Source organism: Frigoribacterium sp. PhB107 (assembly GCF_003751515.1).
GTDB lineage: Bacteria > Actinomycetota > Actinomycetes > Actinomycetales > Microbacteriaceae > Frigoribacterium.
The window spans coordinates 985,345-1,010,268 of the sequence record NZ_RJKU01000001.1; the positions used below are offsets into that span (position 1 = coordinate 985,345).

Here is a 24,924-nt window from a genome sequence, read left to right on the forward strand (position 1 = left end):
CCAGGCTGGCGGACATGACCGTTCCCCTCTACTTGGCCAGCACCTCCCCCGCACGCCTCGCGCTGCTGCGGGCCGCGGGCGTCGAGCCGGTGCTGATCAGCCCGGGCGTCGACGAGGAGGCGGCGGTCGCGCGGGCCGAGGAGGCGGCGGGCCGAGTCCTCACCGCCTCCGAGACCGTCTCGCTCCTGGCCAGGGCGAAGGCGGAGGCCGTCCTCGACGTGACCGTCGACGGGCGACCGCTCGACGGCCTCGTCCTCGGCGGCGACAGCGCGTTCGAGTTCGACGGCGAGGTGCACGGCAAGCCGCACGAGCCGGCCCTCGCCCTCGATCGCTGGCGACGCATGGCCGAGGTCGGCCGGGGCACCCTCTGGTCGGGGCACTGGCTGATCGACCACCGCGGCGGCTCGCCCCGCGCCGACGCCTCGTTCCCGTCGGGGGGAGCGGGCGCCGTCGCCAGCGCCGACCTGGTCTTCGCCGACGACCTGGAGCCGGAAGAGCTCGCCGCCTACGTCGAGACCGGCGAGCCGCTCGAGGTCGCGGGCGCCTTCACCATCGACGGCCGCGCTTCCGCGTTCATCACCCACATCGAGGGCACCCCGAGCGCCGTCGTCGGCCTGTCGGTGCCGGTGCTGCGCTCGCTGGTGCGCGGCTTCGGGGTGTCGTGGCCCGAGCTGTGGACGACGCCGACCTCCGGCGCTTTGTAGCAATCCTCACGCGCCTCCTGCGTGTTTTCGTGCACGTCAGCCAAAGGAGGCTGCGGGCGGCGCAATAGGGTGGGGAACTATGCCGTCCATCAGCAAGGTCCTCATCGCCAACCGTGGAGAGATCGCGGTCCGGGTCGTCCGCGCAGCGCGCGACAGCGGGATCGGCAGCGTCGCCGTCTACGCCGACCAGGACAGGGACGCGCAGCATGCCCGCCTCGCCGACGAGGCCTACGCGCTCGGCGGCACCACGAGCGCCGAGACCTACCTCGTAATCGACAAGATCCTCTCGGTCGCCCGCCGCTCGGGGGCCGACGCCGTGCACCCCGGCTACGGGTTCCTCGCCGAGAACGCCGACTTCGCCCGCGCCGTGACCGCCGCGGGGCTCGTCTGGATCGGCCCCTCCCCCGAGGCGATCGAGCAGCTCGGCGACAAGGTCAGCGCCCGGCACATCGCCGAGCGGGTCGGCGCGCCGCTCGCACCCGGCACCCTCAACCCCGTCTCGGGCGCCGACGAGGTGCTCGACTTCGTCGACCAGCACGGCCTGCCCGTCGCCATCAAGGCGGCCTTCGGCGGCGGCGGACGCGGCCTCAAGGTGGCCCGCACCCGCGACGAGGTGCCCGAGATGTTCGACTCGGCCGTCCGCGAGGCCGTCGCCGCCTTCGGCCGCGGCGAGTGCTTCGTCGAGAAGTACCTCGACCAGCCTCGCCACGTCGAGACGCAGTGCCTCGCCGACGCGCACGGCAACGTCGTCGTCGTGTCGACGCGCGACTGCTCGCTGCAGCGCCGTCACCAGAAGCTCGTCGAGGAGGCGCCCGCCCCGTTCCTGACGGAGGCGCAGACCACCGCGCTCTACGAGTCGTCCAAGGCGATCCTCCGCGAGGTCGGCTACGTCGGCGCGGGCACCTGCGAGTTCCTGATCGGCAAGGACGGCACGGTGTCGTTCCTCGAGGTCAACACCCGCCTCCAGGTCGAGCACCCCGTCTCGGAGGAGGTCACCGGCATCGACCTCGTCCGCGAGCAGTTCCGCCTGGCCGAGGGCGGCGTTCTCGAGTACGGCGACCCCGAGCCCCGCGGCCACTCGTTCGAGTTCCGCATCAACGGCGAGGACGCGGGCCGCGGCTTCATGCCCGCCCCCGGCCCCGTGCACGTCTTCAAGGCGCCGGGAGGCCCCGGCGTCCGCGTCGACAGCGGCGTCCAGGCCGGCGACGAGATCAGCGGCTCGTTCGACTCGCTGCTCGCCAAGCTGATCGTCACCGGTTCCTCCCGCGAGGACGCGCTCGAGCGCTCCCGCCGCGCCCTCGACGAGTTCGAGGTGGCGGGCCTGCCGACCGTGCTGCCGTTCCACCGCGCGATCGTGCGCGACCCTGCCTTCGCGCCCGCCGGCGACGAGCCGTTCTCGATCTACACCCGCTGGATCGAGACCGACTTCGTCAACGACATCCCCGCGTGGAGCGGCGAGGCCGAGGCTCCTCGCCCCGACGACCAGCGCACCACCGTCGTGGTCGAGGTGGGCGGCAAGCGCGTCGAGGTCTCGCTGCCCGCCGGTCTCGGTGCGCGCACCGCGCCTCCTGCGGCTGCACCCCGCCGCCGCGGCTCAGGTCGCGGCGCCGTGGTCACCGCCACGGGTGCCGAGGTGAAGTCGCCCATGCAGGCGACCGTCGTCAAGCTCGCGGTCGAGGAGGGCCAGCAGGTCGTCAAGGGCGACCTCGTGCTCGTGCTCGAGGCCATGAAGATGGAGCAGCCGGTCGCGGCCCACCGCGACGGGGTCGTCTCGGGCATCTCGGCCGCCGTGGGCGAGACGGTCTCGTCGGGCCACGTCCTCCTCAGCATCGACTAGCCCGCGCGCGCAGGTCGCCCAGCCGGGCGTGCACGTCGGAGCCGAGCGAACCGGGGCACGGGACCTAGAGTGGACGGCATGTCCGAGACACCCACGCACCCCCTCGACGGTGCCGCCGACCCCTTCGAGGTCGCCCGCACCGCCGCCGCCCAGATCGCCGAGGCGACCGGCGTAGCCCACCACGACGTCGCCCTCACCCTGGGCAGCGGCTGGGCGAAGGCCGCCGACCTGATCGGCGAGACCACCGCCGAGATCCCGGCGACCGAGATCACGGGCTTCAGCGCGTCGGCGGTCGTCGGCCACACGGGCTCGATCCGCAGCATCGCGCTGCCGAGCGGGAAGAACGCCCTCGTCATCGGTGCCCGCACGCACTACTACGAGGGCCACGGCGTCCGCCGCGTCGTGCACAGCGTCCGCACCGCCGCCGCCACGGGCGCCCGCACGATGATCCTCACGAACGGCGCCGGCGGCATCAAGGAGACGTGGACGCCCGGCAGCCCCGTCCTGATCAGCGACCACATCAACCTCACGGCCGACAGCCCCCTCGAGGGCGCCACGTTCATCGACCTCACCGACCTCTACTCGGCGCGTCTGCGCGAGCTCGCCAAGGGCATCGACCCGACCCTCGACGAGGGCGTCTACACGCAGTTCCGCGGGCCGCACTACGAGACGCCCGCCGAGGTCCAGATGGCGAAGGCCATGGGCGGCCACATCGTGGGCATGTCGACCGCTCTCGAGGCCATCGCCGCCCGCGAGGCCGGCATGGAGGTGCTCGGCATGTCGCTCATCACGAACCTCGCCGCCGGCATCCAGAAGACGCCGCTGAGCCACCAGGAGGTGCTGCAGGCAGGCAAGGACGCCGAGGCCGCCATCAGCCAGCTGCTGGCTCGCATCGTGGCGGCCCTGTGACCGACCACGCGGCACGGGGCGACCAGGCGGCGCTGGTCGCCGCCGCCCGCTCGTGGCGTGACCAGGACCCCGACGCCGAGACGCGCGACGAGCTCGACGCCGTCCTCGCGGCGGTCGAGTCCGGCGACGCCGCCGCCCTGGCCGACCTGCACGACCGCTTCGACTCGCGTCTCGCCTTCGGCACCGCCGGGCTCCGTGGTGCCCTCGGAGCCGGCTCAGCACGGATGAACCGCGTGCTCGTCGCCCAGGCCGCGGCCGGGTTCGCGGCGTTCCTCACCGGTCGCGAGAGCGCTCCCTCGATCGTGATCGGCTACGACGGGCGCAAGAACAGTGCCGTCTTCGCCCGGGACACGGCCGAGATCATGGCCGCGGCCGGCGTCCGCACGACGATCCTCCCCCGCGCCCTGCCCACGCCCGTGCTGGCCTTCGCCGTTCGCCACCTCGACGTCAGCGCCGGGGTCATGGTGACCGCGAGCCACAACCCCGCACGGGACAACGGCTACAAGGTCTACCTCGGCGGGGTCGACGCGGGGTCGCAGATCGTCGCGCCGGTCGACGCCGAGATCGCGGCCCACATCGACGACGCGGCCACCCGCCCCGTGAGCGAGCTGCCCCGGTCGGACGACTGGTCCGAGGCCGGCGACGACCTCGTCGGCGAGTACGTCCGCCGCACGGCCGCGCTCGCCGGCACCGCCGCCTCCGGCACGCAGCCCCGCGTCGTCTACACGGCGATGCACGGCGTCGGGTGGGAGGTCGCCCGTCGGGTCTTCGCCCAGGCGGGCTTCGTCGAGCCGATCCCCGTCGCCGAGCAGTCCGCGCCGGACCCCGACTTCCCGACCGTGGCGTTCCCCAACCCCGAGGAGCCGGGCGCGCTCGACCTCGCCTTCGCCACCGCCGACCGCGTCTCGGCCGACCTGGTGATCGCCAACGACCCCGACGCCGACCGGCTCGCCGTCGCCGTGCCGACGGCCGACGGCTGGCGCCGCCTCTCGGGCAACGAGGTCGGCGCGCTGCTCGGCTGGCGGGCCGCCGAGCGCGCCCGGCGGGACGACGTCGACGGCACCCTCGCCGCGAGCATCGTCTCGTCGCCGGCCCTTCGGGAGGTCGCTCGCCGCTACGACCTGGACTACGTCGACACCCTCACCGGCTTCAAGTGGGTCTCCCGCGTAGGCGGGCTGCTGTACGGCTACGAGGAGGCCCTCGGCTACCTCGTCGACCCCGAGAAGGTCCGCGACAAGGACGGCATCTCCGCGGCCGTCGACTTCCTCGCGCTGGCGACCGAGCTCACCGCCGCCGACTCGACCGTCGCCGAGCACCTGGTCGCCTTCGACGAGCGCTTCGGGGCGTACGCGTCGTCGCAGATCTCGCTGCGGGTCGACGACCTCGCCGAGATCGGCCGGCTGACGAGCCGCCTGCGGGAGGCGCCTCCCGCGACCGTGGGCTCGCACCGCGTCGATCGCGTCGACGACTTCCGCGACGGCTTCGGCGGGTTCCCCGCCGGCGACGTGCTGCGCTACTGGTTCACCGACGGGTCACGGGTCATCGTGCGCCCCAGCGGCACCGAGCCCAAGCTCAAGGTCTACATCGATGCGTCGAGCACCGAGGGCGACGCCCGCGGCCGCCGCGTCGCGGCCGAGGAGGCCGTCGCCGACCTCGACGCGGGGATGCGCGAGCTGCTGAGCTAGCCGAGGTCGCCGGTCGGCAGGCCTGTCGACCGCAGGAAGGGCCAGGTCGCACGTCGTGCGTCCTGGCCCCTTCTCGTCCCGTGCCCAGGTGGGCGCACCCGATCAGCCGAGCGAGCGCTGCAGCTTCTCGGTGAGCTCGGCCTGGTCGAAGTGGTTCTGGATGACGATGACGTCCGCGAAGGTCGCCCCGATCGCCTCGACGAACTCCTGCGACGTGAGGATCACCTGCGCGTCGTCCGCGACGGTGCCGATGGAGGCGACGTCGGCCGCGACCACGTCGGCCTCGATGTCGAGCCGTGCCAGGACGCGCTCGGCGTTGACCTTGAGGATGCCGCTGCTGCCGATGCCAGCCCCGCAGATGGTCACGATCTTCATGCGGTCATCCCCATCAGCCGACGGACCTCGTCGGCGCTCGTGGCGGCCGCCAGCGCCGGGATCACCGTGGAGTCGTTGAAGACGTTCGCCAGGTCGGCGATGGACTCGAGGTGGCCGCCCACGGACTCCACCGCGAGGCCGAGGACGACGCTCACGGGGTCGTTGTGCGGGTGGCCGAAGGGCACCGGCTCGGCGAGGGTCACCACCGCCAGGCCGTCCTGCAGGACGCTCTCGTCGGGGCGGGCGTGGGCCAGCACGAGGCCGGGCGCGATGACGACATACGGGCCGTGCTCCTCGATCATGCGGACCATCTCGTCGCCGTAGCCGTCGCGCGTCGAGCCCGAGGCGACGAGCGCGTCGCCCGCCCGAAGGACGGCGGCACGCCAGTCGGGGGCGTCGGCGGCGATGACGACGGCCGAGTCCGGCAGGGACGGGAGCGCCACGGTCAGACCTCCCCGAAGCCCGCCGTGATGCGGTCGGCCAGCGCCTCGCGGTCCTCGAGGGGCAGGAAGCTCGACGCCGCGGCGTTGAGCTGGAACGTCTCGAGGTCGGACAGGCCGTAGTCGAACGCCTGGGCGAGCAGCGCCAGCTCCTTCGTCAGGCTCGTGTCGCTCATCAGACGGTTGTCGGTGTTGACCGTGACGCAGTAGCCGAGCTGGTAGAGCAGGTCGAAGGGGTGGTCGTCGAGGTCGCGGCCCCAGGCGGCGATGGCGCCGGTCTGGAGGTTCGACTGCGGCGAGAGCTCGAGCGCGATCTCACGGTCGCGGACCCAGGCGGCGATCGGGCCGAGCTCGACGGTCGTCTGGTCGCCCGCGGACGCGACGACCCGGATGTCCTCGGCGAGGCGGACGCCGTGCCCCAGTCGGAGGGCCCGGCCGTCGAGGAGCGCGCTGCGGATGCTCTCGAGGCCGTCGGCCTCGCCGGCGTGCACGGTGACGGGCATGAACTCGCGGGCCAACAGGTCGAAGGCCGGCCGCTGGTTCGACGCGGGGAAGCCCGCCTCGGCCCCGGCGATGTCGAACCCGATCACGCCTGCCTCGCGGTGCTTGATCGCGAGCTGCGCGATCTCGAGGCCGCGGTCGGCGTGCCGCATCGCGGTGACCAGCTGGCCGACGGAGATGACGTGGCCCTCGCCGTCGAGCTGGTCGATCGCCTGCTCGATGCCGCGCTGGACCGCCTCGACGGTCTGGTCGAGGCTCAGCCCGCCCTGCAGGTGCTGCTCGGGAGCCCAGCGGACCTCGCCGTGGACGACGCCGTCGGCAGCCAGGTCGAGCACGAACTCGCGGGCGACCCGCTCGAGGCCGGCCTCGGTCTGCATGACCGCGGTCGTGACGTCGAAGGTCTTCAGGTAGTCGGGCAGGTTGCCCGAGTCGGCGCTGCCGACGAACCAGCGCCCCAGCTCGTCGGCCCCGCCCGTGACGGGCAGCTCGTAGCCGATCTCGTCGGCCAGCTCGACGATGGTCTGGGGCCGCAGCCCGCCGTCGAGGTGGTCGTGCAACGACACCTTCGGCAGGGGGGCGATGCGGGGTCCGCCGTCAGGCAGGCGGTAGTCCTTGTCCGGTGCGCTCATGGGACAAGGCTACCGCCGCCGACCGTCACGCCGCTGGGGGTCGCCGCCCGTCGGTCAGGAGACGCGTCCGGCGACCAGGGGGCCGCGCTCGACGCGCTCGTCGCCGATGGTCCAAGCGCCCTCGACGGCCTCGAGCGCACGCTCGAAGCGGGCGGGCTCGTCGGCGTGCAGGGTGAAGAGCGGCTGCCCCTCGGCGACGGCGTCGCCGAGCTTGGCGTGCAGCTCGATGCCGGCAGCGGCCTGCACCGGGTCCTGCTTGCGCGCCCGGCCGGCACCGAGGCGCCAGGCACCGATGCCGAAGGGCAGCGCCTGCTGGTCGGTGACGAAGCCGCTGCGCGCCGCGGTGACCACGTGCGTCTCGCGGGCGGTGGGCAGAGCCGCGTCGGGGTCGCCGCCCTGGGCCCGGATCATGGTCTTCCAGGCGTCCATCGCCCGGCCGTCGTCGAGGGCGGCCTCGACGTCGGCGTCGGGCTGACCCGCCAGCGTGAGCATCTCGCGGGCGAGCGCGACCGTGAGCTCCCGGATGTCGGACGGACCGCCTCCGGCGAGGGTCTCCACCGACTCGCGCACCTCGAGCGCGTTGCCGATCGTGAGGCCGAGGGGGACGTTCATGTCGGTGAGCAGGGCGGTCGTCGCGACGCCCGCGTCCTTGCCGAGGTCGACCATGGTCTGCGCCAGCAGGCGCGACTGCTCGATGTCCTGGATGAAGGCGCCCGAGCCGAACTTCACGTCGAGCACGAGCGCGGCCGTGCCCTCCGCGATCTTCTTGCTCATGATCGACGACGCGATCAGCGGGATCGCCTCGACCGTCCCGGTGATGTCGCGGAGCGCGTAGAGCTTGCCGTCGGCGGGGGCGAGGCCCGAGCCGGCGGCGCAGACGACCGCGCCCGAGTCGGCCATGATCTCGCGCATGCGCTCGTTCGAGATCGACGCCTGCCAGCCGGGGATCGACTCGAGCTTGTCGAGCGTGCCGCCCGTGTGCCCGAGGCCACGGCCCGAGAGCTGGGGGACGGCGACCCCGAAGGAGGCGACCAGGGGCGCGAGGGGGAGGGTGATCTTGTCGCCCACTCCCCCGGTCGAGTGCTTGTCGACCGTCGTCTTGCCGAGGCCCGTGAAGTCCATGGTCTCGCCGCTGCGGATCATCGCCAGCGTCATGTCGCGGATCTCGCGGCGTTCCATGCCGTTGAGGAAGATCGCCATCGTGAGCGCGGCCATCTGCTCGTCGGCGACGTACCCGCGCGTGTACGCGTCGATCAGCCAGTCGATGTGAGGGGTCTCGAGGGCGTCGCCGCGGCGCTTCACGCGGATGAGGTCGACGGTGTCGAAGGGCTCGACGGCCGCCGAGGATGCGGTGGACGAGGTGTCGCTGGTGGTCATGGTGGTGCTCCTAGCTACGACTGCGAGTCGCGGTACTGCTCGAGTTGACGGGGCCCGAACGCGTCCGGGATCACCTCGTCGATGGTCTTGAGGCCGGAGACGGTGTCGAGCACCATCGTCTCGTGGGAGTGCTCGTAGAGCAGCTGGCGGCACCGGCCGCAGGGCATGAGCACGCCGCCGTGGCCGTCGACGCAGGCGAACGCGACGAGTTGGCCGCCGCCTCCCATGACGAGGTCGGTGACGAGCGAGCACTCGGCGCAGAGGGTGATGCCGTACGAGGCGTTCTCGATGTTGCAGCCGGTGACGAGACGGCCGTCGGCGGTGAGCGCGGCGGCCCCCACCGGGAACCCCGAGTACGGCACGTACGCCTTGGCCATCGCCTCCCGGGCGGCCTGACGGAGCGCCTCCCAGTCGGTCGTCTCGGCGACGCTCACGACTTCACGTAGGGCTTGCCGGACGCGGCCGGGCCCCGGGACTGGCCGACGAGGCCGGCGACGGCGAAGATCGTGACGACGTACGGCAGCATGAGCATGAACTCGCTCGGGACGGGTGACCCGATGGCGCCGAGCACGTTCTGCAGGTTCGAGGCGAAGCCGAACAGCAGCGCGGCGAGCGTCGCCCTGATCGGGTCCCACCGGCCGAAGATGACCGCCGCGAGGGCGATGAAGCCGGCGCCCGCCGTCATCTCCTTCTGGAAGTTGCCGAGCGAGCCGAGCGTGAAGTAGGCCCCGCCGAGACCGGCGATGGCGCCCGCGAGCGAGACGTTCCAGAAGCGGGTCGCGTTGACCTTGATGCCCACGGTGTCCGCAGCCTGCGGGTGCTCGCCGACGGCTCGGAGGCGGAGGCCCCAGCGGGTGCGGAACAGCCCGTAGAACACCACGGCGATGGCGATGTACATCAGGTACACGATGATCGTCTGCCGGAAGAACACCGGCCCGACGATCGGGATCTGGCTGAGCCCCGGGATCGGCAGCTGCGGGAACCGGACGCCCTGGTTGAGGGCGTCCGACTTCGTGAGGACCTGCGAGTACAGGAAGCTCGTCAGGCCCGTGACGAGCACGTTGAGCACGACGCCCACGATCACCTGGTCGACGATGTAGCGGATGCTGAAGACGGCCAGGACCATCGACACGAGCACACCGGCCACCATGGCGGAGGCGAGGCCCACGTAGGCGGACCCGGTCGCCGACCCGACGACGGCCGAGACGAAGGCGCCGGCGAGCAGCTGGCCCTCGATGGCGACGTTGACCACGCCGACCCGCTCGCTGATGACGCCGCCGAGGGCGCCGAAGATCAGCGGCGTGCTGAGCGCGAGGGCCCCGAGGAGGAGGCCGGGGACGGGGATCGTGGCGTCGGCGCTCGTCCAGGTCAGGAAGGCGACGAGGAAGAGCACGCCGAAGACGGCGACGAGCCAGATCGGCACGCGCTGCGCACGCCGTGCGAGCAGGAACGCCAGCGCGGTCACGACCGCGAGCACGACCGTGAGCGCGACGCCCGTGGCCGCCGAGGGCAGCACGGCGTCGGGCAGCGCGAAGAAGTCGGTCGAGGTGGCGAGGCGGAACGTGCTCGACCCCTCCCGCGGGTTCACGACGAACAGGACGACTGCGACGACGGTGAAGACCGCGAAGGCGATCGGCGCCTTGTAGCTGCGCGTGGCGGTGCGGCTGAGGCCGGGGGTCGGCGCGGCGGGGACCGCCGTGTCGGGGGTGAGGGTGCTCACTTGGTGACCACCGCCTCCTTCTTCGAGCCGCGGGGAGCCCGAGGGGCTCCCGGCGCGGGCAGACGGAAGATGCTGCGGACGAGCGGCGGGGCCGCCACGAACAGCACGATCAGGGACTGGACGACGAGGACGATGTCGATGGGGACGCCGTTCGCCGCCTGCATGGAGTAGCCGCCGGCCTTGAGGGCGCCGAAGAGGATGCCCGCGCCGAAGACGCCCCAGGGGCGTGACCGGCCGAGGAGCGCGACGGTGATGGCGTCGAAGCCGATGCCCGCGTCGATGCCCGACGTGAAGCCGGTGGTGAGCGTGCCGAGCACCTGGGTCGACCCGGCCACGCCGGCGAGGGCACCAGAGATGAGCATCGCGTAGAGGTAGATGTTCTTGACGTTCATGCCGGCGGTGCGCGCGGCGTGGGGGTTCTCGCCGACCGCTCGGAAGCGGAAGCCCAGTGTCGACCGGTTGATGAGCCACCAGACGACGGCCGTGATCACGATGACCAGCAGGAAGCCCCAGTTGAGGTTGTACCGCGCGCCGAACAGGTCGGGGAGGATCGCGCTCGGGAGCGTGGCCGGCGACTTGGGGTTCGGGCTGCCCGGCGCCTGCAGCAGACCGGGGGTGCGCAGGGCGTACGCGATCAGGTAGAAGGCGACGTAGTTGAGCATGATCGTGAGGATCACCTCGTGGGCGCCGGTGCGGGCCTTGAGGAGACCGACGATGCCGCCCCAGACCGCACCGCCCGCGATCCCCGCGAGCAGGGCCAGCGGCAGGTGCACGGCGAGGGGCAGGTCGAACGAGAAGCCGACCCAGCCCGCCGCGCCGGCCGCGATGAGCATCTGGCCGCGCGCGCCGATGTTGAAGAGGCCCACGCGGAACGCGAGCGCCACGCCGAGACCGGCGGCGATCAGCGGCACCGAGTAGTTGAGCGTCTCGGTCAGGGGCCTGATGCCCGCCGCGAAGCCGTCGACCCGGAAGTTGTAGACGGCTCCCTGGAACAGGGACGAGTAGGAGCCGCCGACCGACGCCCAGAAGGCCTGGAAGAAATCGGAGGGGCGGGAGAAGAAGTAGCCGGTCGTCGACTGGACGTCGGGATCGGTGAAGCCGATCAGGAGGCCCGAGACGACGAGGGCCAGCACGACGGCGAGCACGGAGATCGCCGCGTTGCCGGTGGTGATCTCGCGCAGCAGGCGCGAGCCGCGCGAGTCGCCTGCCTCCTGGCCGCCGCCCGTCGGTGCGCCCTGGGGCGCCGGGGTGGTCGTGGTGGTCGCGTCGCTCACGCCGCGGTCTCCTTCGCCTGGGGGGCCTCGCCGGCCATCATGAGCCCGAGCACGTCGCGCGGGGTGTCGGCCGGGACGATGCCGATGATCGTGCCGCGGTACATGACCGCGATGCGGTCGGCCAACGCGACGACCTCGTCGAGCTCGGTGGAGACGACGATGACGGGCACTCCCGAGTCGCGCGTCGCGACGATGCGCTTGTGGACGAACTCGATCGACCCCACGTCGATGCCGCGCGTCGGCTGAGCCGCGACGAAGAGCCGCAGGTCACGGCTCAGCTCGCGGGCGAGGACGACCTTCTGCTGGTTGCCGCCGGAGAGGCGGCCAGCCGGCGTGGAGATGCCCTGGGTGCGGATGTCGAACTCGCGGACCTTCTCGACGGCGAACGCGGCGAGCTCGGCGAGCCGCAGCGACCCGCGCCGCACGAAGGGGCCGGACTGCGACCGGTCGAGCATGAGGTTCTCGGCGACCGTGAACTCGCCGACGAGGCCGTCCTCGTTGCGGTCCTCCGGGACGAAGCCGACGCCCGCGTCGAGCACGCGACGGACGCTGTGGCCGGTGATGTCGCGGCCGTCGAGGGAGACGCGGCCCTGGACCCGGGGCTGCAGCCCGAGGATCGCCTCCGTCAGCTCGGTCTGGCCGTTGCCCTGGACGCCCGCGATCGCGAGGACCTCGCCGCGACGCACCTCGAACGAGACGTCGTCGACGACGACCTGGCCGATCGGGTCGACCACCCGGAGCGACTCGACGACGAGGGCGGCCTCGCCGGGATCGGCGGGGCCCTTCTGGACCGTGAGCTCGACGGCACGGCCGACCATGAGGGAGGCGAGCTCGGCGTTGCTGGCGGTGGGCTCGGCCTCGCCGACGACCTTGCCGAGGCGGATGACCGTGATCCGCGACGCGACCTCGCGCACCTCGCGCAGCTTGTGGGTGATGAACACGATGCCGGTGCCCGCGTCGCGGAGCTGGCGCATGATGCCCATCAGCTCGTCCGTCTCCTGCGGGGTCAGCACGGCGGTGGGCTCGTCGAAGACGAGCACCTTCGCGTCGCGCGACAGCGCCTTGACGATCTCGACGCGCTGCTGGACGCCGACCGGGAGCTCCTCGACGACGGCGTCAGGATCGATGTCGAAGCCGAAGCGACGGGAGATGTCCCGCACCTTGGCGCGCGCGGCGGCCAGGTCGAGGCGACCGCCGCCCTTCGTCTCCTCGTGGCCGAGCATGACGTTCTCGGCGACGGTGAAGACGGGCACGAGCATGAAGTGCTGGTGCACCATGCCGATGCCGGCAGCCATGGCGTCGCCGGGGCCTGCGAACTGTTGGACGACGTCGTCCAGCAGGATCTCGCCCTCGTCGGCCTGGTACAGGCCGTAGAGGACGTTCATCAGGGTCGACTTGCCGGCACCGTTCTCGCCCAGGAGAGCGTGGATCTCTCCTGGCTCGACGGTGAGGCTGATGTGGTCGTTGGCGGTCAGTGCGCCGAATCGCTTGGTGATGCCCTTGAGCTCGAGCTTCATCTCGTCAATCTACCTCGGTGTAGGCGTGGGAAGGGCCCGGGACGAACGGTGGAGACCGTCCTGCCCGGGCCCTCGATCAGGCCATGCTAATCGATGCCTGACGTGCTGCGGACTGGTGTCAGTTCGTCAGCGAGGAGGGCGACTCGACGGTGATGGAGCCGTCGATGATGCCCGCCTTGATGGTGTCCAGCTCGTCCGAGAGGCCGGCGTCGACCTTGTCCTCGTAGTCGTGGAACGGAGCGATGCCGACGCCGTCGTTCTCGAGCGTGCCGACGTAGGGCTCGTTCGAGAAGTCGCCCGAGGAGGCCTGCGTGGTGACGTCGTCCGTCGCCTGCTTGATGCCCTTGAGCACCGAGGTGAGGAACAGGTCGCTGTTGGCGCTGTCCGTCTCGTAGGTGTCGGAGTCGGCGCCGACGAGGACGATCTCCGAGCCGGAGTCGCGGATCGCCTCGGCGGCGCTCTGGTAGATCGGGCCGCCGACCGGCAGGATCACGTCGGCTCCCTGGTCGATCAGCGTCTGCGCGCTCTGCTTGGCCGTAGTCCCGGCCTCGAAGCCGCCCGTGAAGGTGCCGGTCTGCGACGCGACGTCCCAGCCGACGACCTCGACGTCGCCGCTCTTCTGCTCGTTGTAGTACTCGACGCCGTCGACGAAGCCGTCCATGAAGATGGTGACGGTCGGGAACTGCATGCCGCCGAAGGTGCCGACGGTGCCCGTCTTCGAGTAGCTCGCCGCCGCGTAGCCCGCGAGGAACGCCGCCTCGGACGTGTTGAAGGTGATGGGCTTGACGTTGTCGGCCGTGATGGACGCGTCGTCGATGGTGGCGTAGTCGATGTTCGGGTTCGTCTCGGCGGCGGTCTTGGTCGCGTCGGCGAGCGCGAAGCCCACCGTCACGATCAGGTTGCAGCCCTGGTCGGCGAGGTTCGACAAGTTCGCGTCGTAGACCGTCTCGTCGGCCGACTCGACCGTGTTGGCCTCGGCGCCCTCGGCCTCAGCCGCCTCGGTGAGGCCCTCGTAGCCGAGCTGGTTGAACGACTTGTCGTCGAACCCGCCCGCGTCGGAGACCATGCAGGGCACGAAGTCGCTGCTGCCCGAGCCGCCGGCCGCGTCGCCGTCGCCCTCGGGGGCCGAGGCACAGCCGGCCAGGATGGCGACGCTGCTGGCCAGTGCGAGGCCGCTGAAGACGGCCCTACGCGCAGTTGTAGTCAAGTTGTCCTCCAAGATGCAGCCCGGCACCAGAAGCCGGGCACGTATGGCGACAGGTTACCTACTGCGACGGCCGGTCCCGACCGTCCGGACGGAGTGATGCGGAGGCGTTACACAAGCGCGACCGGGACGTAACGGCGCCGAAACACCGCCGCGGCTCAGAGGACGTCGCTGCGGCCGCTGAGCTTGAGGGCGTCGACGACGCTCTTCACCCGCTGCGCGTTGGCCGTCGTCGTGACGAGCAGCGCGTCCGGGGTGTCGACCACGATGATGTCGTTCACGCCGATCAGCGAGATGAGCCGGCCGCTGTGACCCACGACGATGCCGCTCGAGGCGTCGGACAGCACGCGGGCGTTCTCGCCGAGGATGGCGAGGTCGCTCTTGCGACCGCCCGAGTGCAGCTTGGCGATCGACGCGAAGTCGCCGACGTCGTCCCAGTCGAAGTCGCCGGGCACGACGGCGAGGCGCCCGGCGGCCGCGGCGGGCTCGGCCACCGTGTAGTCGATCGCGATCTTCTCGAGGCCCGGCCAGACGGCGTCGACGACGGCGCCGCGCCTCGACGTGTCCCACGCCTCGGCGAGCTCCTCGAGGCCCGCCAGCAGCTCGGGCCGCGTCTCGCCGAGCTGCTCGAGGAGGCGGTCGGCACGCGAGATGAACATGCCCCCGTTCCAGAGGTGGTCGCCCCCGGCGACGTAGCCCTCGGCGGTGGGGAGATCGGGCTTCTCGACGAACGACTCGACCCTGCGGGCGCTCGGGGCGCCCTCGACGTCGAGGCCCTCCCCCACGTGGATGTAGCCGAAGCCGATCGCGGGCTCGGTCGGGGTGATGCCGATCGTCGCGATCCAGCCCGCGTCGGCGAGGGCGATGGCCTCGCGCACGGCGCGTCCGAAGCCCCGGACGTCGGCGATCACGTGGTCGGCCGCGAACGAGCCGATGATCACGTCCGGCTCGCGCCGACGCAGGATGGCCGCGGCGAGGCCGATGGCGGCCGTCGAGTCCTTCGGCTCGCTCTCGAGGACGACGTTGTGGTCCGCGAGGGCGGGGAGCTGCGCCTCGACGGCGGCTCGGTGGGCACGACCGGTGACGACCATGATCCGCTGCTCGCCCGCGAGGGGCGCGAGGCGGTCCCAGGTGCCGCGGAGCAGGGTCGACCCGCTGCCGGTGAGGTCGTGCAGGAACTTCGGCGCGTCCGCACGGCTGAGTGGCCACAGGCGGGAGCCGATGCCCCCGGCGGGGATGATGCTGTAGAAGCGGTCGGCGGCGTCCTGGGGGGTCATGTCGGCCACCTTAGCGATGCCGCGCTGCGAGCCACGGGGCACTCGTTCACCACCCCGACACCCGCCCGTCACGGCACCGGCTCCGACCGGCCACGACCGCGCGGCAGCCTGGTGGCACGCCGAGTCGAGGAGTGCCCATGCGGGTCGCCATCGTGACCGAGAGTTTCCTGCCCACCGTGAACGGCGTGACCACCAGCGTGCTGCGGGTGCTCGACCACCTGGAGCGGCGTGGCCACGAGGCTCTCGTCATCGCCCCGGCGGGCCGCGGGCACGATTCCTACGCGGGCGCCCGCGTCCACCGCGTCCCGTCGGTCGCGTACCGCCAGTTCCCCGTCGGGCTGCCCGGCCCCCAGGTCGCCGGGGCGATCGCGGCGTTCGCCCCGGACGTCGTGCACGTCGCCTCGCCGTTCCTGCTCGGCGCCCAGGCGATCTCGGCAGCGGCCAGGCTCGGCCTGCCGAGCGTCGCGGTCTTCCAGACGGACGTCGCCCGCTACGCGGCGGCGAGCGGGCTCGGTACGGTCACCGAGGCCGTGGCGTGGCGGCTGGTGCGCCGCATCCACGACCAGGCGACCGTCACGCTCGTGCCGTCGACCGCCTCCCTGCGGGATCTCGAGCGGGCCGGGGTGCAGCGCCTGGCGACGTGGGGCCGCGGCGTCGACGCCCGTCGGTACCACCCGAACCGCCGTGGGCGCGCGGGCGCGTCGCTGCTCCGTTCCCGGGCCGGCGCGGGCCCGGACGACGTGCTCGTCGGCTACGTGGGCAGGCTCGCGGCCGAGAAGCAGGTCGAGCGCCTCGCGGCCCTGCGCCGCCAGGACGGCGTCCGTCTCGTCGTCGTCGGGGGCGGGCCCTCGCTGCCCTCCCTCCGCCGTCGGCTGCGGCACCTCGACCCGCTCTTCACCGGCCCGCTGCACGGGGACGAGCTCGCCGACGCCTACGCCGCCCTCGACGTCTTCGTCCACACGGGCACGACGGAGACGTTCGGACAGACGGTGCAGGAGGCGCACGCCGCGGGCGTCCCGGTGGTCGCGCCCGCGGCCGGCGGCCCCCTCGACCTCGTGCGCCACGGCGTCGACGGGTACCTGTTCGATCCCCGCCACGACCACTCGCTCAGGCGGTCGGTCGGCAGCCTCGTGGCGGACGGGGCGCTCAGGGCCCGCTTCGGCGAGGCCGGCCGACGAGCCGTCGTGGGCCGCACGTGGGAGAGCGTGGGCGACGACCTGCTGGACCACTACGAGGCCGCACGTGACGGCGTCCGGCGTGCCGCGGTCGCCCACGGGGCCGCGGGGGTCGACCTTCTCTCGACATCGAAGTAGATCGATCGTTCTTAGGCCCGCCTAAGCGGCGGGACCACGTGCCCCGCTCGTATGCTGGGACAGTTCTATGAACGCACACGGCGGACGCGGCTGTCCTCCCCCGGATCGCAGCCGACCGCCTCGTCCGCGAGGAGGGCCGCTCATGGCTGAGCAGTCGACGGGAACACTGGCGTCACCGGCAGGCAGGTCGGGCGGCTCGTCGTCGCGCGTGCCCGAGCCTCGCAAGGGCGGCCGTTTCGCCGGCACGCTGTACCGAGGCCGTGAGGGCATGTGGTCGTGGGTGCTGCACCGCATCACCGGCGTGAGCATCTACTTCTTCCTCCTCGTGCACATCCTCGACACGGCCCTCGTGCGGATCAGCCCTGAGGCGTACGACGCGGTCATCGGCACGTACAAGAACCCGATCATGGGCCTCGGCGAGACCGGCCTCGTGGCCGCCATCCTCTTCCACGCCCTCAACGGCCTGCGCATCATCCTCATCGACTTCTGGGCCCCGGCCACCAAGCACCAGCGACTCCTCTTCTGGATCGTGATCGGCGTCGCCGTGGTGCTGTTCGCCGGCTTCGCCCCCCGCCACCTGATGAACGTCTTCTCGGAGTAACGCGATGACCACTGAGACCGTCGAGGCCCCGCGCAGCGCGCGCACCGCCCGCCGCAGCACCAACTGGGAGAAGTGGGGCTGGATCTACATGCGCGTCAGCGGCGCCGTGCTGGTCGTGCTGATCTTCGGCCACCTCTTCGTCAACCTGCTCGCGGGCGAGGGCGGGGTCAAGGCGATCGACTGGGGCTTCGTCGCGGGCAAGTGGGCCAACCCCTTCTGGCAGGTCTACGACACGTTGCTCCTGTGGCTCGCCCTGATCCACGGCTCGAACGGCATGCGCACCATCGTCAACGACTACGTCGGCCGCCCCGCCGTCCGCCGTGTGCTGCTGGGGACGCTCGTCGTCTCGGCGGCCGTCCTGCTCCTCCTCGGCACCCTCGTGGTCTGGACGTTCGACCCGTGCCCGGCCAACGCGCCGGCCGACATGCTCCCGTCCATCTGCTCGGCCTGACCTCCTCGGCGTGACGACCACCGCCTCCTCGACCTGTCCCGCCGCCGGCACCACCGTCCCCCGGAAAGAACTGTGACCACTCCCTCCGCTCCCGCCTCGTCCGACCAGGACTCCGTCGTCGACGGCATCCACTACCACCAGCACGACGTCGTGATCGTCGGCGCCGGGGGCGCGGGGATGCGTGCCGCGATCGAGGCCGGGCCGAACGCGCGCACGGCCGTCATCTCGAAGCTCTACCCGACCCGGTCGCACACCGGCGCGGCCCAGGGCGGCATGGCCGCCGCCCTGGCCAACGTCGAGGACGACAACTGGGAGTGGCACACCTTCGACACGGTCAAGGGCGGCGACTACCTCGTCGACCAGGACGCCGCCGAGATCCTGGCGAAGGAGGCGATCGACGCCGTCCTGGACCTCGAGAACATGGGGCTGCCCTTCAACCGCACCCCCGAGGGCAAGATCGACCAGCGCCGCTTCGGCGGCCACACGGCCGAGCACGGCAAGGCCCCGGTCCGTCGGGCCTGCTACGCCGCCGACCGCACCGGGCACATGATCCTCCAGACGCTGTACCAGAACTGCGTCAAGCTCGGCATCGACTTCTACAACGAGTTCTACGTGCTCGACCTGATCATGGGCGAGGTCGACGGCGTGGCCCGTCCGGCCGGCGTCGTGGCGCTCGAGCTCGCGACCGGCGAGCTGCACGTGTTCCAGGGCAAGTCCGTGGTCTTCGCCACGGGCGGCTTCGGCAAGATCTACAAGACGACGTCGAACGCGCACACCCTCACGGGCGACGGGGTCGGCATCATCTGGCGCAAGGGCCTGCCCCTCGAGGACATGGAGTTCTTCCAGTTCCACCCGACCGGCCTCGCGGGGCTCGGCATCCTCCTCTCCGAGGCCGCGCGCGGCGAGGGAGCCATCCTGCGGAACAGCGAGGGCGAACGCTTCATGGAGCGCTACGCCCCCACCATCAAGGACCTGGCGCCCCGCGACATCGTGGCCCGCTGCATGGCGACCGAGATCCGCGAGGGGCGCGGCGGCGGACCCCACAAGGAATACGTCTATCTCGACATCACGCACCTCGACCCTGCCGTCATCGACGCCAAGCTGCCCGACATCACCGAGTTCGCCCGCACCTACCTCGGCGTCGAGCCGTACACGGAGCCGGTGCCGGTGCTGCCGACCGCCCACTACGCCATGGGCGGCATCCCCACGAACGTCCACGCCGAGGTGCTGAGCGACAACACCACGGTGGTGCCCGGGCTCTACGCCGCCGGCGAGTGCGCGTGCGTCAGCGTGCACGGCTCGAACCGGCTCGGCACCAACTCGCTGCTCGACATCAACGTCTTCGGCAAGCGCGCCGGCAACAACGCCGTCGAGTTCGCCAGGACCGCCGAGTTCGTGCCGCTGCCCGAGGACCCCGCCGGCTTCGTGCGCGGGCTCGTCGCCGACGTCCGCAACGCCACCGGCACGGAGCGCATCGCGACGCTCCGCAAGGAGCTGCAGGACAGCATGGACCGCAACGCCCAGGTGTTCCGCACCGAGGAGACCCTCGACGAGGTGACCCACGTGATCGCCGACCTGCGCGACCGGTTCAAGAACATCTCGGTCCAGGACAAGGGCAAGCGCTTCAACACGGACCTGCTCGAGGCCATCGAGCTCGGGTTCCTGCTCGACCTGGCCGAGGTCGTCGTGTACTCGGCGCGCTCGCGCCAAGAGAGCCGCGGCGGCCACTTCCGCGAGGACTACCCGACGCGCGACGACGAGAACTGGCTGGTCCACACGATGGCCTACCTGACGGGCGACCCGCACTCGTCGCTCGCCGGCGACCACATCCGACTCGACACGAAGCCCGTCGTGATCACGAACTACCAGCCGATGGAACGGAAGTACTGAGCATGAGCTCCGCAGTCCTCGAGAACGCCCCCACCGCCTCCGACGCCGTCCCCACCTTCACGGCGACGCTGATCATCCGCCGGTTCGACCCCGAGGTCGACGACGAGCCGCGCTGGCAGGACTTCGACGTGCAGGTGCTGCCCACCGACCGCGTGCTCGACGCCCTGCACCAGATCAAGTGGGAGCAGGACGGCTCGCTGACGTTCCGCCGCTCGTGCGCCCACGGTGTCTGCGGCTCGGACGCGATGCGCATCAACGGCCGCAACCGGCTCGCCTGCAAGACCCTGATCAAGGACCTCGACCTCTCGCAGCCGATCTACGTCGAGGCCATCAAGGGGCTGCCCCTCGAGAAGGACCTCGTCGTCGACATGGAGCCGTTCTTCCAGTCGTACCGAGAGATCCAGCCGTTCCTGATGGCCTCCTCGAAGCCCGAGAAGGAGCGCATCCAGAGCGCCACGCAGCGCGAGCGCTTCGACGACACGACCAAGTGCATCCTGTGCGCCGCGTGCACGTCCAGCTGCCCCGTGTTCTGGACAGACGGCCAGTACTTCGGCCCGGCCGCCATCGTCAACGCCCACCGCTTCATCTTCGACTCGCGTGACGAGGGCGCCCAGGTCCGCCTGGACATCCTCAACGACAAGGAGGGCGTGTGGCGCTGCCGCACGACCTTCAACTGCACCGAGGCCTGCCCCCGCGGCATCCAGGTGACCAAGGCCATCGCGGAGGTCAAGAACGCAGTGCTGCGCGGCAGCGTCGCCCCCGTGAGCTGACCCGGCGAGCTGACCCGGCGAGACGCAGGAGGGCCCGGCACCACCTCGGTGGAGCCGGGCCCTTCGCCGTCCCGTCAGTCGTCAGTCGTCAGTCGTCAGTCGTAAGTCGTCAGTCGTCCTCGACGATGCAGGTCGCCTCGAGGCCGAGCGCGAGCCGGAGGGCGACCGAGACTCCCCGCTCGCCCTCGGGGCCGTGGGGCGCGACGGCGTCGACCCAGTGCACGGGGAGGCGGACGGCCGGCGGGTCCGGCAGGAGCCGCTCGATCTCGCCCGCGACCGTGACCTCGTCCGAGCTGAACACGGTGAGCACGGCGTCGCCCCCTCCCCCGAAGACCTGGAGGGCCGCTCCGCCGTCGATCTCGCGGACGCCCAGGGAGTCGTCGACCGCCCTGGCGGCGGTCGCGAGGTCGAGGGCGTCGACGACGTGCGGACTCAGGATCGTGATGTCACGGGGCACCGGGGGGCGCCTCCTCGTCGGTGTCGGACGCGGACGCGTCGGTGTCGGCACGCCAGTGCTCGTGCAGGAGGTCGTGCTCGTCGAGATCGTCCTCCCAGGCCTCGAGCAGCGGAGGAGAGACCATCTCGGCCAGGCGTTCCGGCCCGACGGCGTCGAGGGTGTCGTGCAGGGCGTCCCAGCCGGAGGTGGCCGCGTCGCCGAGGGGCACGACGTAGGCCGGGAGGCGCGGGCGACCCACGACCGTGACCGGCCTGGGCACGGGGATCGTCGAGACCGTCAGGCCCAGCCGCTGGACCGACGGCGCGCCGATCAGCAGCACGACGGGGTTGGGCGGCGGGTACGTGACCGCCCGGACGCTGCGGTCGGGCTCGCCCTCCCGAGCCACCACGAGGGCGAACGTCGGGACGGAGGTGCGGGCGATCTCGGAGAGCGCCTCCGTGAGGCGGCCGACCGCCGCGTCGACGGGGTCGGTCTCGCCCCCGCCTGCGGGAGTGACGGCGGGCACCGTGATCGTGAGGGCGGTCGTCTCCTCGATGCCGTTCTCGGTCACGCGGGCCGTGAGGGTGCCGGACAGGCCGGGGCCCTCGACGACCACGCGGACCAGCTCGGGTGCGGCATGACGTGCGCTCTGCGTGAGCACCCAACGGTCCCAGGGCCGCCGCAGCGGCTCGGTCTCGCCCCATCTGTCGGGCGTCGCACCGGCCACGGCGCGGGAGAGCACCTCGACGGCCCCGCCCAGGGTCGTGTCGTGGTCGGGGCGGTGCAGCACCGTGAGGTCGACGGAGAGCTGCGCGATGGTGTCGACCGCCTCCTGGACGACGATCGGCTCGGGGGCGACCTCCTGCCGGCTCAGGTCTTCCGGGGGGCTCGGCGGCCAGCCCGCGGAGTCGAGGTCGGCGTACGGGGAGCCCGTCAGCCCGTCGCGGAGGTCGCCGTGCTCGTCACGCACGGCCCAGGCGGCGCCGGCGTGCACGAGAGCGGCCCGGGTGCCCACGGTCAGTCGGGAGGACTCCCCCGTCACGAGCACGATCCGGCGACGACCCCGGCGGCGGGCCAGGAGGTCGGCGAGCGGCGCGCTCAGCCGCACGACGCGGGACCAGCTGTCGACCCGGACGACGCGCGCGCTCACGGCGTCGATCAACGGGTGTCGGATAGGGGTGCCCACGACGACAAGTCTGCTCCCGCCCCCTGGACGGTGACCGGTCCGCGACCTCGCTCCCCGGAAGAGGGCGGGAGGCGGGCCGTGCGAATAGTCTGTGAGTGCCGTCCGCGACGCCCGCGACGTCAACACCGCTCCCGATCCCCGATCACGACCGAGAGGCTCCGACATGGACGTCGCCCGACAGCAGGACCTGCAGAACCAGATCGCGGCCCGAGTCGCCGAGTCGCTGGTCGACGTCGACTGGGCGGAGGCGACGCTGTTCCTCCTCCAGGTCGGCGAGGTCAGCCGGACCTGGCTCGACGCCCTCGACGCGGCCGGCAGCACGAAGCAGGACCTCCCCACGCCTGACGTCGAGGCGCTGGGCACGCGGCTCCGCGAGGCCATGGCCGATCCGGAGCGAGGCACCTGGTTCTCACTGGTGCTGACCCTGTCGTCCGACGGCTCGTTCACCGCGCGCTTCAACGGAGAACGCCGCGTGTTCGACGACGCCGCGTCGCCGTTCGAGGCCATCGGCGACGAGGTCGTCCCGACCGACGCGGACTACGCCGCCGACCTCGCCCGCTTCCCTCGCGCGGACAAATACCGGCCCGAGTGGCTGCCGGGCGACGCCGCGACTGCGAGCTCCGCTGCGGAAGGGTCGACGACGGCGCCGTCGTCCACCCCGCCCGCCGCGGCCCTCCCCGCCTCGCTCTTCTCGCTCGACGGCCGCTGGGGCTGGCCCGGGGTGCTCGCGAGCGTCGCACAGCAGACCGCGGCCTCCCCCGTGGCGTCCTCGCCGGAGGCCACGCCGACCGACGAGTCCGACGCGCCCGAGCTCTCGCTCGGCCAGCTCGCGCTGCGCGTGCGGGACGCCGTCGTGCTCGACGTCATCGCGCCGCACCGGGTCGCGACGCTCCTCCGGCTGCACGCCGAGGCCGTCGCCGCCGGCGTGCTCCCCGCGGTGGACGCGGTCGAGTCCGTCGACCCTGAGCGGGGACTCGAGGAGGCGCGCGTCGCCTCCCCCGAGGTCGTCCCGGCCGTCGAGGCGGCCGTCGCGAGCGTCGTCGACGCGATCGTCGCCGAGCACCTGCAGGCCGTCGTCGCCTGACCCGAGCGCTCCTGCCCCGGACACGACGCGAGCCCGCCGCTCCGAGAGGAGGCGGCGGGCTCGCGTCGTGAGGGCAGGCCGGGGGTCAGCCGGCGGTGACGGCCTCGGCCGCCTGGCGGGCGCCGGAGGCGGTGGTCGCCGCGATCGCCGCGGTCGCCAGGGCGCGCGCCTGCTCGAGCGTGTGGTTGCCCAGCTCGAGGCGGACGTCGGCGAGGGCCGCGGGCGTCATCGACAACGTGGTCGCGCCGAGGCCGACGAGCACGACGGCGAGCAGCGGGTCGGCCGCGGCCTCGCCGCAGATGCCGACGGGCTTGCCCGCAGCCGCTCCCGCGTCGCCCAGGGCCTTGACGAGACGCAGCACGGCAGGGTGCCACGGGTCCTGGTAGCTGGCGACGGATCCGAGCATGCGGTCGGCGGCGAGCGTGTACTGCGTCAGGTCGTTGGTGCCGACGCTGACGAAGTCGGCCGAGGAGAAGATCTGGTCGGCCAGCACGGCGAGCGACGGCACCTCGGCCATCACGCCGACGGTCTTGAGGCCGAGCTCGCGGCCGAGGGCCACGAAGTACTCGGTCTCCTCGGCGTCGCTGACCATGGGCGCCATGACCCAGAGGTCGGCCGTCGTCGCGGCCTGGGCGGCGGCGAGCGCGCTGAGCTGATCGCGGAGGATCTGCTCCTTGACGCGGAGCGCGCGGAGCCCGCGGAGCCCGAGGGCCGGGTTCTCCTCGTGGGCGTCGTTGAGGAAGCTGAGGGGCTTGTCCGCCCCGGCGTCGAGAGCGCGCACGACGACCTTGCGGCCGGGGAACGCCTCGAGCAGCGCCGTGTAGCTCGCGGTCTGGCTCTCGACGGTCGGGGCGGTGCTGTTGCCGAGGAACAGGAACTCGGTGCGGAACAGGCCGACGCCCTCGGCGCCGAGCTCGACGGCGCCCGCGGCCTCGTCGGGCGAGCCGAGGTTCGCGAGCAGCGGCACCGCGTGCCCGTCGGCGAGGGCGCCGTCGGTGAGGGGCGCGGCGGCCGCGGCGGCGCGGTCGGCGATGCGCTGCTCGGCGTCGGCGACCTCGTCGGCGGACGGGTCGACGGTGACGACGCCGGTCGCGGCGTCGGCGACGACGACGGTGCCGTCGGAGAGGTCGAGCGCGCCGGTGACGCCGACGATCGCGGGGATCGACTTCGAGCGGGCGAGGATCGCGGTGTGCGAGGTCGGGCCGCCGTCGCGCGTGATCAGGGCGAGGACCTTCTCGAGGTCGAGCAGGGCGGTGTCGGCCGGCGCCAGGTCGGGGGCGACCAGCACGAAGGGGGTGTCGCTCTCGGGCACGCCGGGGGCGGCGACGCCCCGCAGGGAGGCGATGACGCGCTGGGCGACGTCGCCGAGGTCGGTCGCGCGCTCGGCCATGTAGCCGCCCATGCCGACGAGCATCTCCTGGAAGGCGGCGAAGGCCTCGAAGACCGCGCGCTCGCCCGTGGAGCCGTCGGCGATGCGCTGGTCGACGTCCTCGACGAGGGTCGGGTCCTGGGCCATGAGGGCCTGGGCGTCCAGGACGTCCTTGGCCTCGCCTCCGGCCTTCTCGCCCCGTGCGGTCAGGTCGGAGGCGACGGCGGCGAGCGCCGTCGCCACGGCGGCCGACTCGGCGGCGGCGTCCGCGGTGCGCCCCTCGGTGCCGGGCTCGGGAAGCGGCTCGGGCATCCTCAGGACGGGGCCGACGGCCACTCCACGTCCGACGCCAACGCCCTGTAGTGCCACTGTGTA

The 24,924-nt window shown here is 72.2% G+C and carries 23 protein-coding genes; 10 read left to right on the top strand and 13 right to left on the bottom strand.

Annotated elements, in window-relative coordinates; genetic code table 11:
* Positions 1-14 precede the first annotated feature (14 nt).
* The 4 genes from EDF18_RS04440 to EDF18_RS04455 all read left to right on the top strand — a co-directional run bounded on the left by EDF18_RS04440 (position 15) and on the right by EDF18_RS04455 (position 5,135).
* Positions 15-704: a nucleoside triphosphate pyrophosphatase gene (locus tag EDF18_RS04440; RefSeq protein WP_123546554.1), complete on the top strand. Its 690-nt coding sequence runs from the start codon at positions 15-17 to the stop codon at positions 702-704.
* Positions 705-783: 79 nt separating this feature from the next.
* Positions 784-2,541 carry a biotin carboxylase N-terminal domain-containing protein gene (locus EDF18_RS04445; protein WP_123546555.1) on the top strand — a complete coding sequence of 586 codons (1,758 nt, stop codon included), beginning with the start codon at positions 784-786 and terminating at the stop codon, positions 2,539-2,541.
* Positions 2,542-2,619: 78 nt separating this feature from the next.
* A complete protein-coding gene (locus EDF18_RS04450) occupies positions 2,620-3,450 on the top strand; it encodes a purine-nucleoside phosphorylase (protein WP_123546556.1) in 831 nt (276 codons plus the stop codon).
* On the top strand, positions 3,447-5,135 hold the full coding sequence (locus tag EDF18_RS04455) for a phospho-sugar mutase (protein ID WP_123546557.1): 1,689 nt from the start codon (positions 3,447-3,449) through the stop codon (positions 5,133-5,135). Before EDF18_RS04450 ends, EDF18_RS04455 begins: the two co-directional genes overlap by 4 nt.
* 102 nt (positions 5,136-5,237) lie before the next feature.
* Here EDF18_RS04455 and EDF18_RS04460 read toward each other — a convergent pair whose 3' ends face one another.
* From EDF18_RS04460 to EDF18_RS04505, 10 genes are all read right to left on the bottom strand, one after another.
* Positions 5,238-5,510 carry a PTS sugar transporter subunit IIB gene (locus EDF18_RS04460; RefSeq protein WP_123546558.1) on the bottom strand — a complete coding sequence of 91 codons (273 nt, stop codon included), beginning with the start codon at positions 5,508-5,510 and terminating at the stop codon, positions 5,238-5,240.
* Entirely contained in the window at positions 5,507-5,953 is a 447-nt protein-coding gene (locus EDF18_RS04465; RefSeq protein WP_123546559.1) for a PTS sugar transporter subunit IIA, read from the bottom strand. The genes EDF18_RS04460 and EDF18_RS04465 overlap by 4 nt, the downstream gene beginning before the upstream one ends.
* A 2-nt stretch (positions 5,954-5,955) precedes the next feature.
* Positions 5,956-7,080 (bottom strand): adenosine deaminase, encoded by a 1,125-nt coding sequence (locus EDF18_RS04470; RefSeq protein ID WP_123546560.1) that lies wholly within the window; start codon positions 7,078-7,080, stop codon positions 5,956-5,958.
* Positions 7,081-7,134: 54 nt separating this feature from the next.
* The gene (locus EDF18_RS04475; RefSeq protein ID WP_123546561.1) at positions 7,135-8,457 is read right to left on the bottom strand and encodes a thymidine phosphorylase; all 1,323 of its coding nucleotides are present in this window, start codon (positions 8,455-8,457) and stop codon (positions 7,135-7,137) included.
* Between the two features lie 14 nt (positions 8,458-8,471).
* The gene (locus EDF18_RS04480) at positions 8,472-8,891 is read right to left on the bottom strand and encodes a cytidine deaminase (protein WP_123546562.1); all 420 of its coding nucleotides are present in this window, start codon (positions 8,889-8,891) and stop codon (positions 8,472-8,474) included.
* A complete protein-coding gene (locus tag EDF18_RS04485; protein ID WP_123546563.1) occupies positions 8,888-10,177 on the bottom strand; it encodes an ABC transporter permease in 1,290 nt (429 codons plus the stop codon). Before EDF18_RS04485 ends, EDF18_RS04480 begins: the two co-directional genes overlap by 4 nt.
* Entirely contained in the window at positions 10,174-11,451 is a 1,278-nt protein-coding gene (locus EDF18_RS04490; RefSeq protein ID WP_123546564.1) for an ABC transporter permease, read from the bottom strand. Before EDF18_RS04490 ends, EDF18_RS04485 begins: the two co-directional genes overlap by 4 nt.
* On the bottom strand, positions 11,448-12,968 hold the full coding sequence (locus EDF18_RS04495) for an ABC transporter ATP-binding protein (RefSeq protein ID WP_123546565.1): 1,521 nt from the start codon (positions 12,966-12,968) through the stop codon (positions 11,448-11,450). The genes EDF18_RS04490 and EDF18_RS04495 overlap by 4 nt, the downstream gene beginning before the upstream one ends.
* A 118-nt stretch (positions 12,969-13,086) precedes the next feature.
* A complete protein-coding gene (locus EDF18_RS04500; RefSeq protein ID WP_123546566.1) occupies positions 13,087-14,175 on the bottom strand; it encodes a BMP family protein in 1,089 nt (362 codons plus the stop codon).
* A gap of 155 nt (positions 14,176-14,330) precedes the next feature.
* The gene (locus EDF18_RS04505) at positions 14,331-15,449 is read right to left on the bottom strand and encodes a mannose-1-phosphate guanylyltransferase (RefSeq protein ID WP_123547289.1); all 1,119 of its coding nucleotides are present in this window, start codon (positions 15,447-15,449) and stop codon (positions 14,331-14,333) included.
* Positions 15,450-15,586: 137 nt separating this feature from the next.
* On the opposite strand from EDF18_RS04505, the gene EDF18_RS04510 reads away from it, so the two are divergent.
* The 5 genes from EDF18_RS04510 to EDF18_RS04530 all read left to right on the top strand — a co-directional run bounded on the left by EDF18_RS04510 (position 15,587) and on the right by EDF18_RS04530 (position 20,474).
* Positions 15,587-16,762 (top strand): glycosyltransferase family 1 protein, encoded by a 1,176-nt coding sequence (locus EDF18_RS04510; RefSeq protein WP_123546567.1) that lies wholly within the window; start codon positions 15,587-15,589, stop codon positions 16,760-16,762.
* A 142-nt stretch (positions 16,763-16,904) separates the two neighbouring features.
* Positions 16,905-17,363, top strand: coding sequence for a succinate dehydrogenase, cytochrome b556 subunit (sdhC, locus tag EDF18_RS04515; protein WP_123546568.1), 459 nt, complete (start codon positions 16,905-16,907; stop codon positions 17,361-17,363).
* Positions 17,364-17,367: 4 nt separating this feature from the next.
* On the top strand, positions 17,368-17,814 hold the full coding sequence (gene sdhD / locus EDF18_RS04520) for a succinate dehydrogenase, hydrophobic membrane anchor protein (protein WP_123546569.1): 447 nt from the start codon (positions 17,368-17,370) through the stop codon (positions 17,812-17,814).
* A 72-nt stretch (positions 17,815-17,886) separates the two neighbouring features.
* Complete coding sequence (sdhA, locus tag EDF18_RS04525; RefSeq protein ID WP_123546570.1) at positions 17,887-19,704, top strand: succinate dehydrogenase flavoprotein subunit; 1,818 nt, start codon at positions 17,887-17,889, stop codon at positions 19,702-19,704.
* Between the two features lie 2 nt (positions 19,705-19,706).
* A complete protein-coding gene (locus tag EDF18_RS04530; protein WP_123546571.1) occupies positions 19,707-20,474 on the top strand; it encodes a succinate dehydrogenase iron-sulfur subunit in 768 nt (255 codons plus the stop codon).
* A gap of 109 nt (positions 20,475-20,583) precedes the next feature.
* Here EDF18_RS04530 and EDF18_RS04535 read toward each other — a convergent pair whose 3' ends face one another.
* Together EDF18_RS04535 and EDF18_RS04540 are read right to left on the bottom strand one after the other, a co-directional pair.
* Complete coding sequence (locus EDF18_RS04535; protein WP_123546572.1) at positions 20,584-20,931, bottom strand: hypothetical protein; 348 nt, start codon at positions 20,929-20,931, stop codon at positions 20,584-20,586.
* Complete coding sequence (locus EDF18_RS04540) at positions 20,921-22,096, bottom strand: DUF6177 family protein (protein ID WP_148050035.1); 1,176 nt, start codon at positions 22,094-22,096, stop codon at positions 20,921-20,923. Before EDF18_RS04540 ends, EDF18_RS04535 begins: the two co-directional genes overlap by 11 nt.
* A 163-nt stretch (positions 22,097-22,259) precedes the next feature.
* On the opposite strand from EDF18_RS04540, the gene EDF18_RS04545 reads away from it, so the two are divergent.
* A complete protein-coding gene (locus EDF18_RS04545) occupies positions 22,260-23,180 on the top strand; it encodes a hypothetical protein (RefSeq protein WP_123546574.1) in 921 nt (306 codons plus the stop codon).
* Positions 23,181-23,265: 85 nt separating this feature from the next.
* Here the strand turns inward: EDF18_RS04545 and ptsP are convergent, their stop codons facing one another.
* Positions 23,266-24,918, bottom strand: a complete 1,653-nt coding sequence (gene ptsP, locus EDF18_RS04550) for a phosphoenolpyruvate--protein phosphotransferase (protein ID WP_123546575.1) — start codon at positions 24,916-24,918, stop codon at positions 23,266-23,268.
* Positions 24,919-24,924: the final 6 nt, after the last annotated feature.

Excerpts from the sequence above, each read along its gene's own strand:
- sdhD (WP_123546569.1), top strand. The coding sequence starts at position 17,368 with ATGACCACTGAGACCGTCGAGGCCCCGCGCAGCGCGCGCACCGCCCGC.
- EDF18_RS04460 (WP_123546558.1), bottom strand. The coding sequence starts at position 5,510 with ATGAAGATCGTGACCATCTGCGGGGCTGGCATCGGCAGCAGCGGCATC.
- EDF18_RS04450 (WP_123546556.1), top strand. The coding sequence starts at position 2,620 with ATGTCCGAGACACCCACGCACCCCCTCGACGGTGCCGCCGACCCCTTC.
- EDF18_RS04510 (WP_123546567.1), top strand. The coding sequence starts at position 15,587 with ATGCGGGTCGCCATCGTGACCGAGAGTTTCCTGCCCACCGTGAACGGC.
- EDF18_RS04445 (WP_123546555.1), top strand. The coding sequence starts at position 784 with ATGCCGTCCATCAGCAAGGTCCTCATCGCCAACCGTGGAGAGATCGCG.
- sdhC (WP_123546568.1), top strand. The coding sequence starts at position 16,905 with ATGGCTGAGCAGTCGACGGGAACACTGGCGTCACCGGCAGGCAGGTCG.
- EDF18_RS04475 (WP_123546561.1), bottom strand. The coding sequence starts at position 8,457 with ATGACCACCAGCGACACCTCGTCCACCGCATCCTCGGCGGCCGTCGAG.
- EDF18_RS04530 (WP_123546571.1), top strand. The coding sequence starts at position 19,707 with ATGAGCTCCGCAGTCCTCGAGAACGCCCCCACCGCCTCCGACGCCGTC.
- EDF18_RS04545 (WP_123546574.1), top strand. The coding sequence starts at position 22,260 with ATGGACGTCGCCCGACAGCAGGACCTGCAGAACCAGATCGCGGCCCGA.
- EDF18_RS04495 (WP_123546565.1), bottom strand. The coding sequence starts at position 12,968 with ATGAAGCTCGAGCTCAAGGGCATCACCAAGCGATTCGGCGCACTGACC.
- EDF18_RS04505 (WP_123547289.1), bottom strand. The coding sequence starts at position 15,449 with ATGACCCCCCAGGACGCCGCCGACCGCTTCTACAGCATCATCCCCGCC.
- EDF18_RS04470 (WP_123546560.1), bottom strand. The coding sequence starts at position 7,080 with ATGAGCGCACCGGACAAGGACTACCGCCTGCCTGACGGCGGACCCCGC.
- EDF18_RS04440 (WP_123546554.1), top strand. The coding sequence starts at position 15 with ATGACCGTTCCCCTCTACTTGGCCAGCACCTCCCCCGCACGCCTCGCG.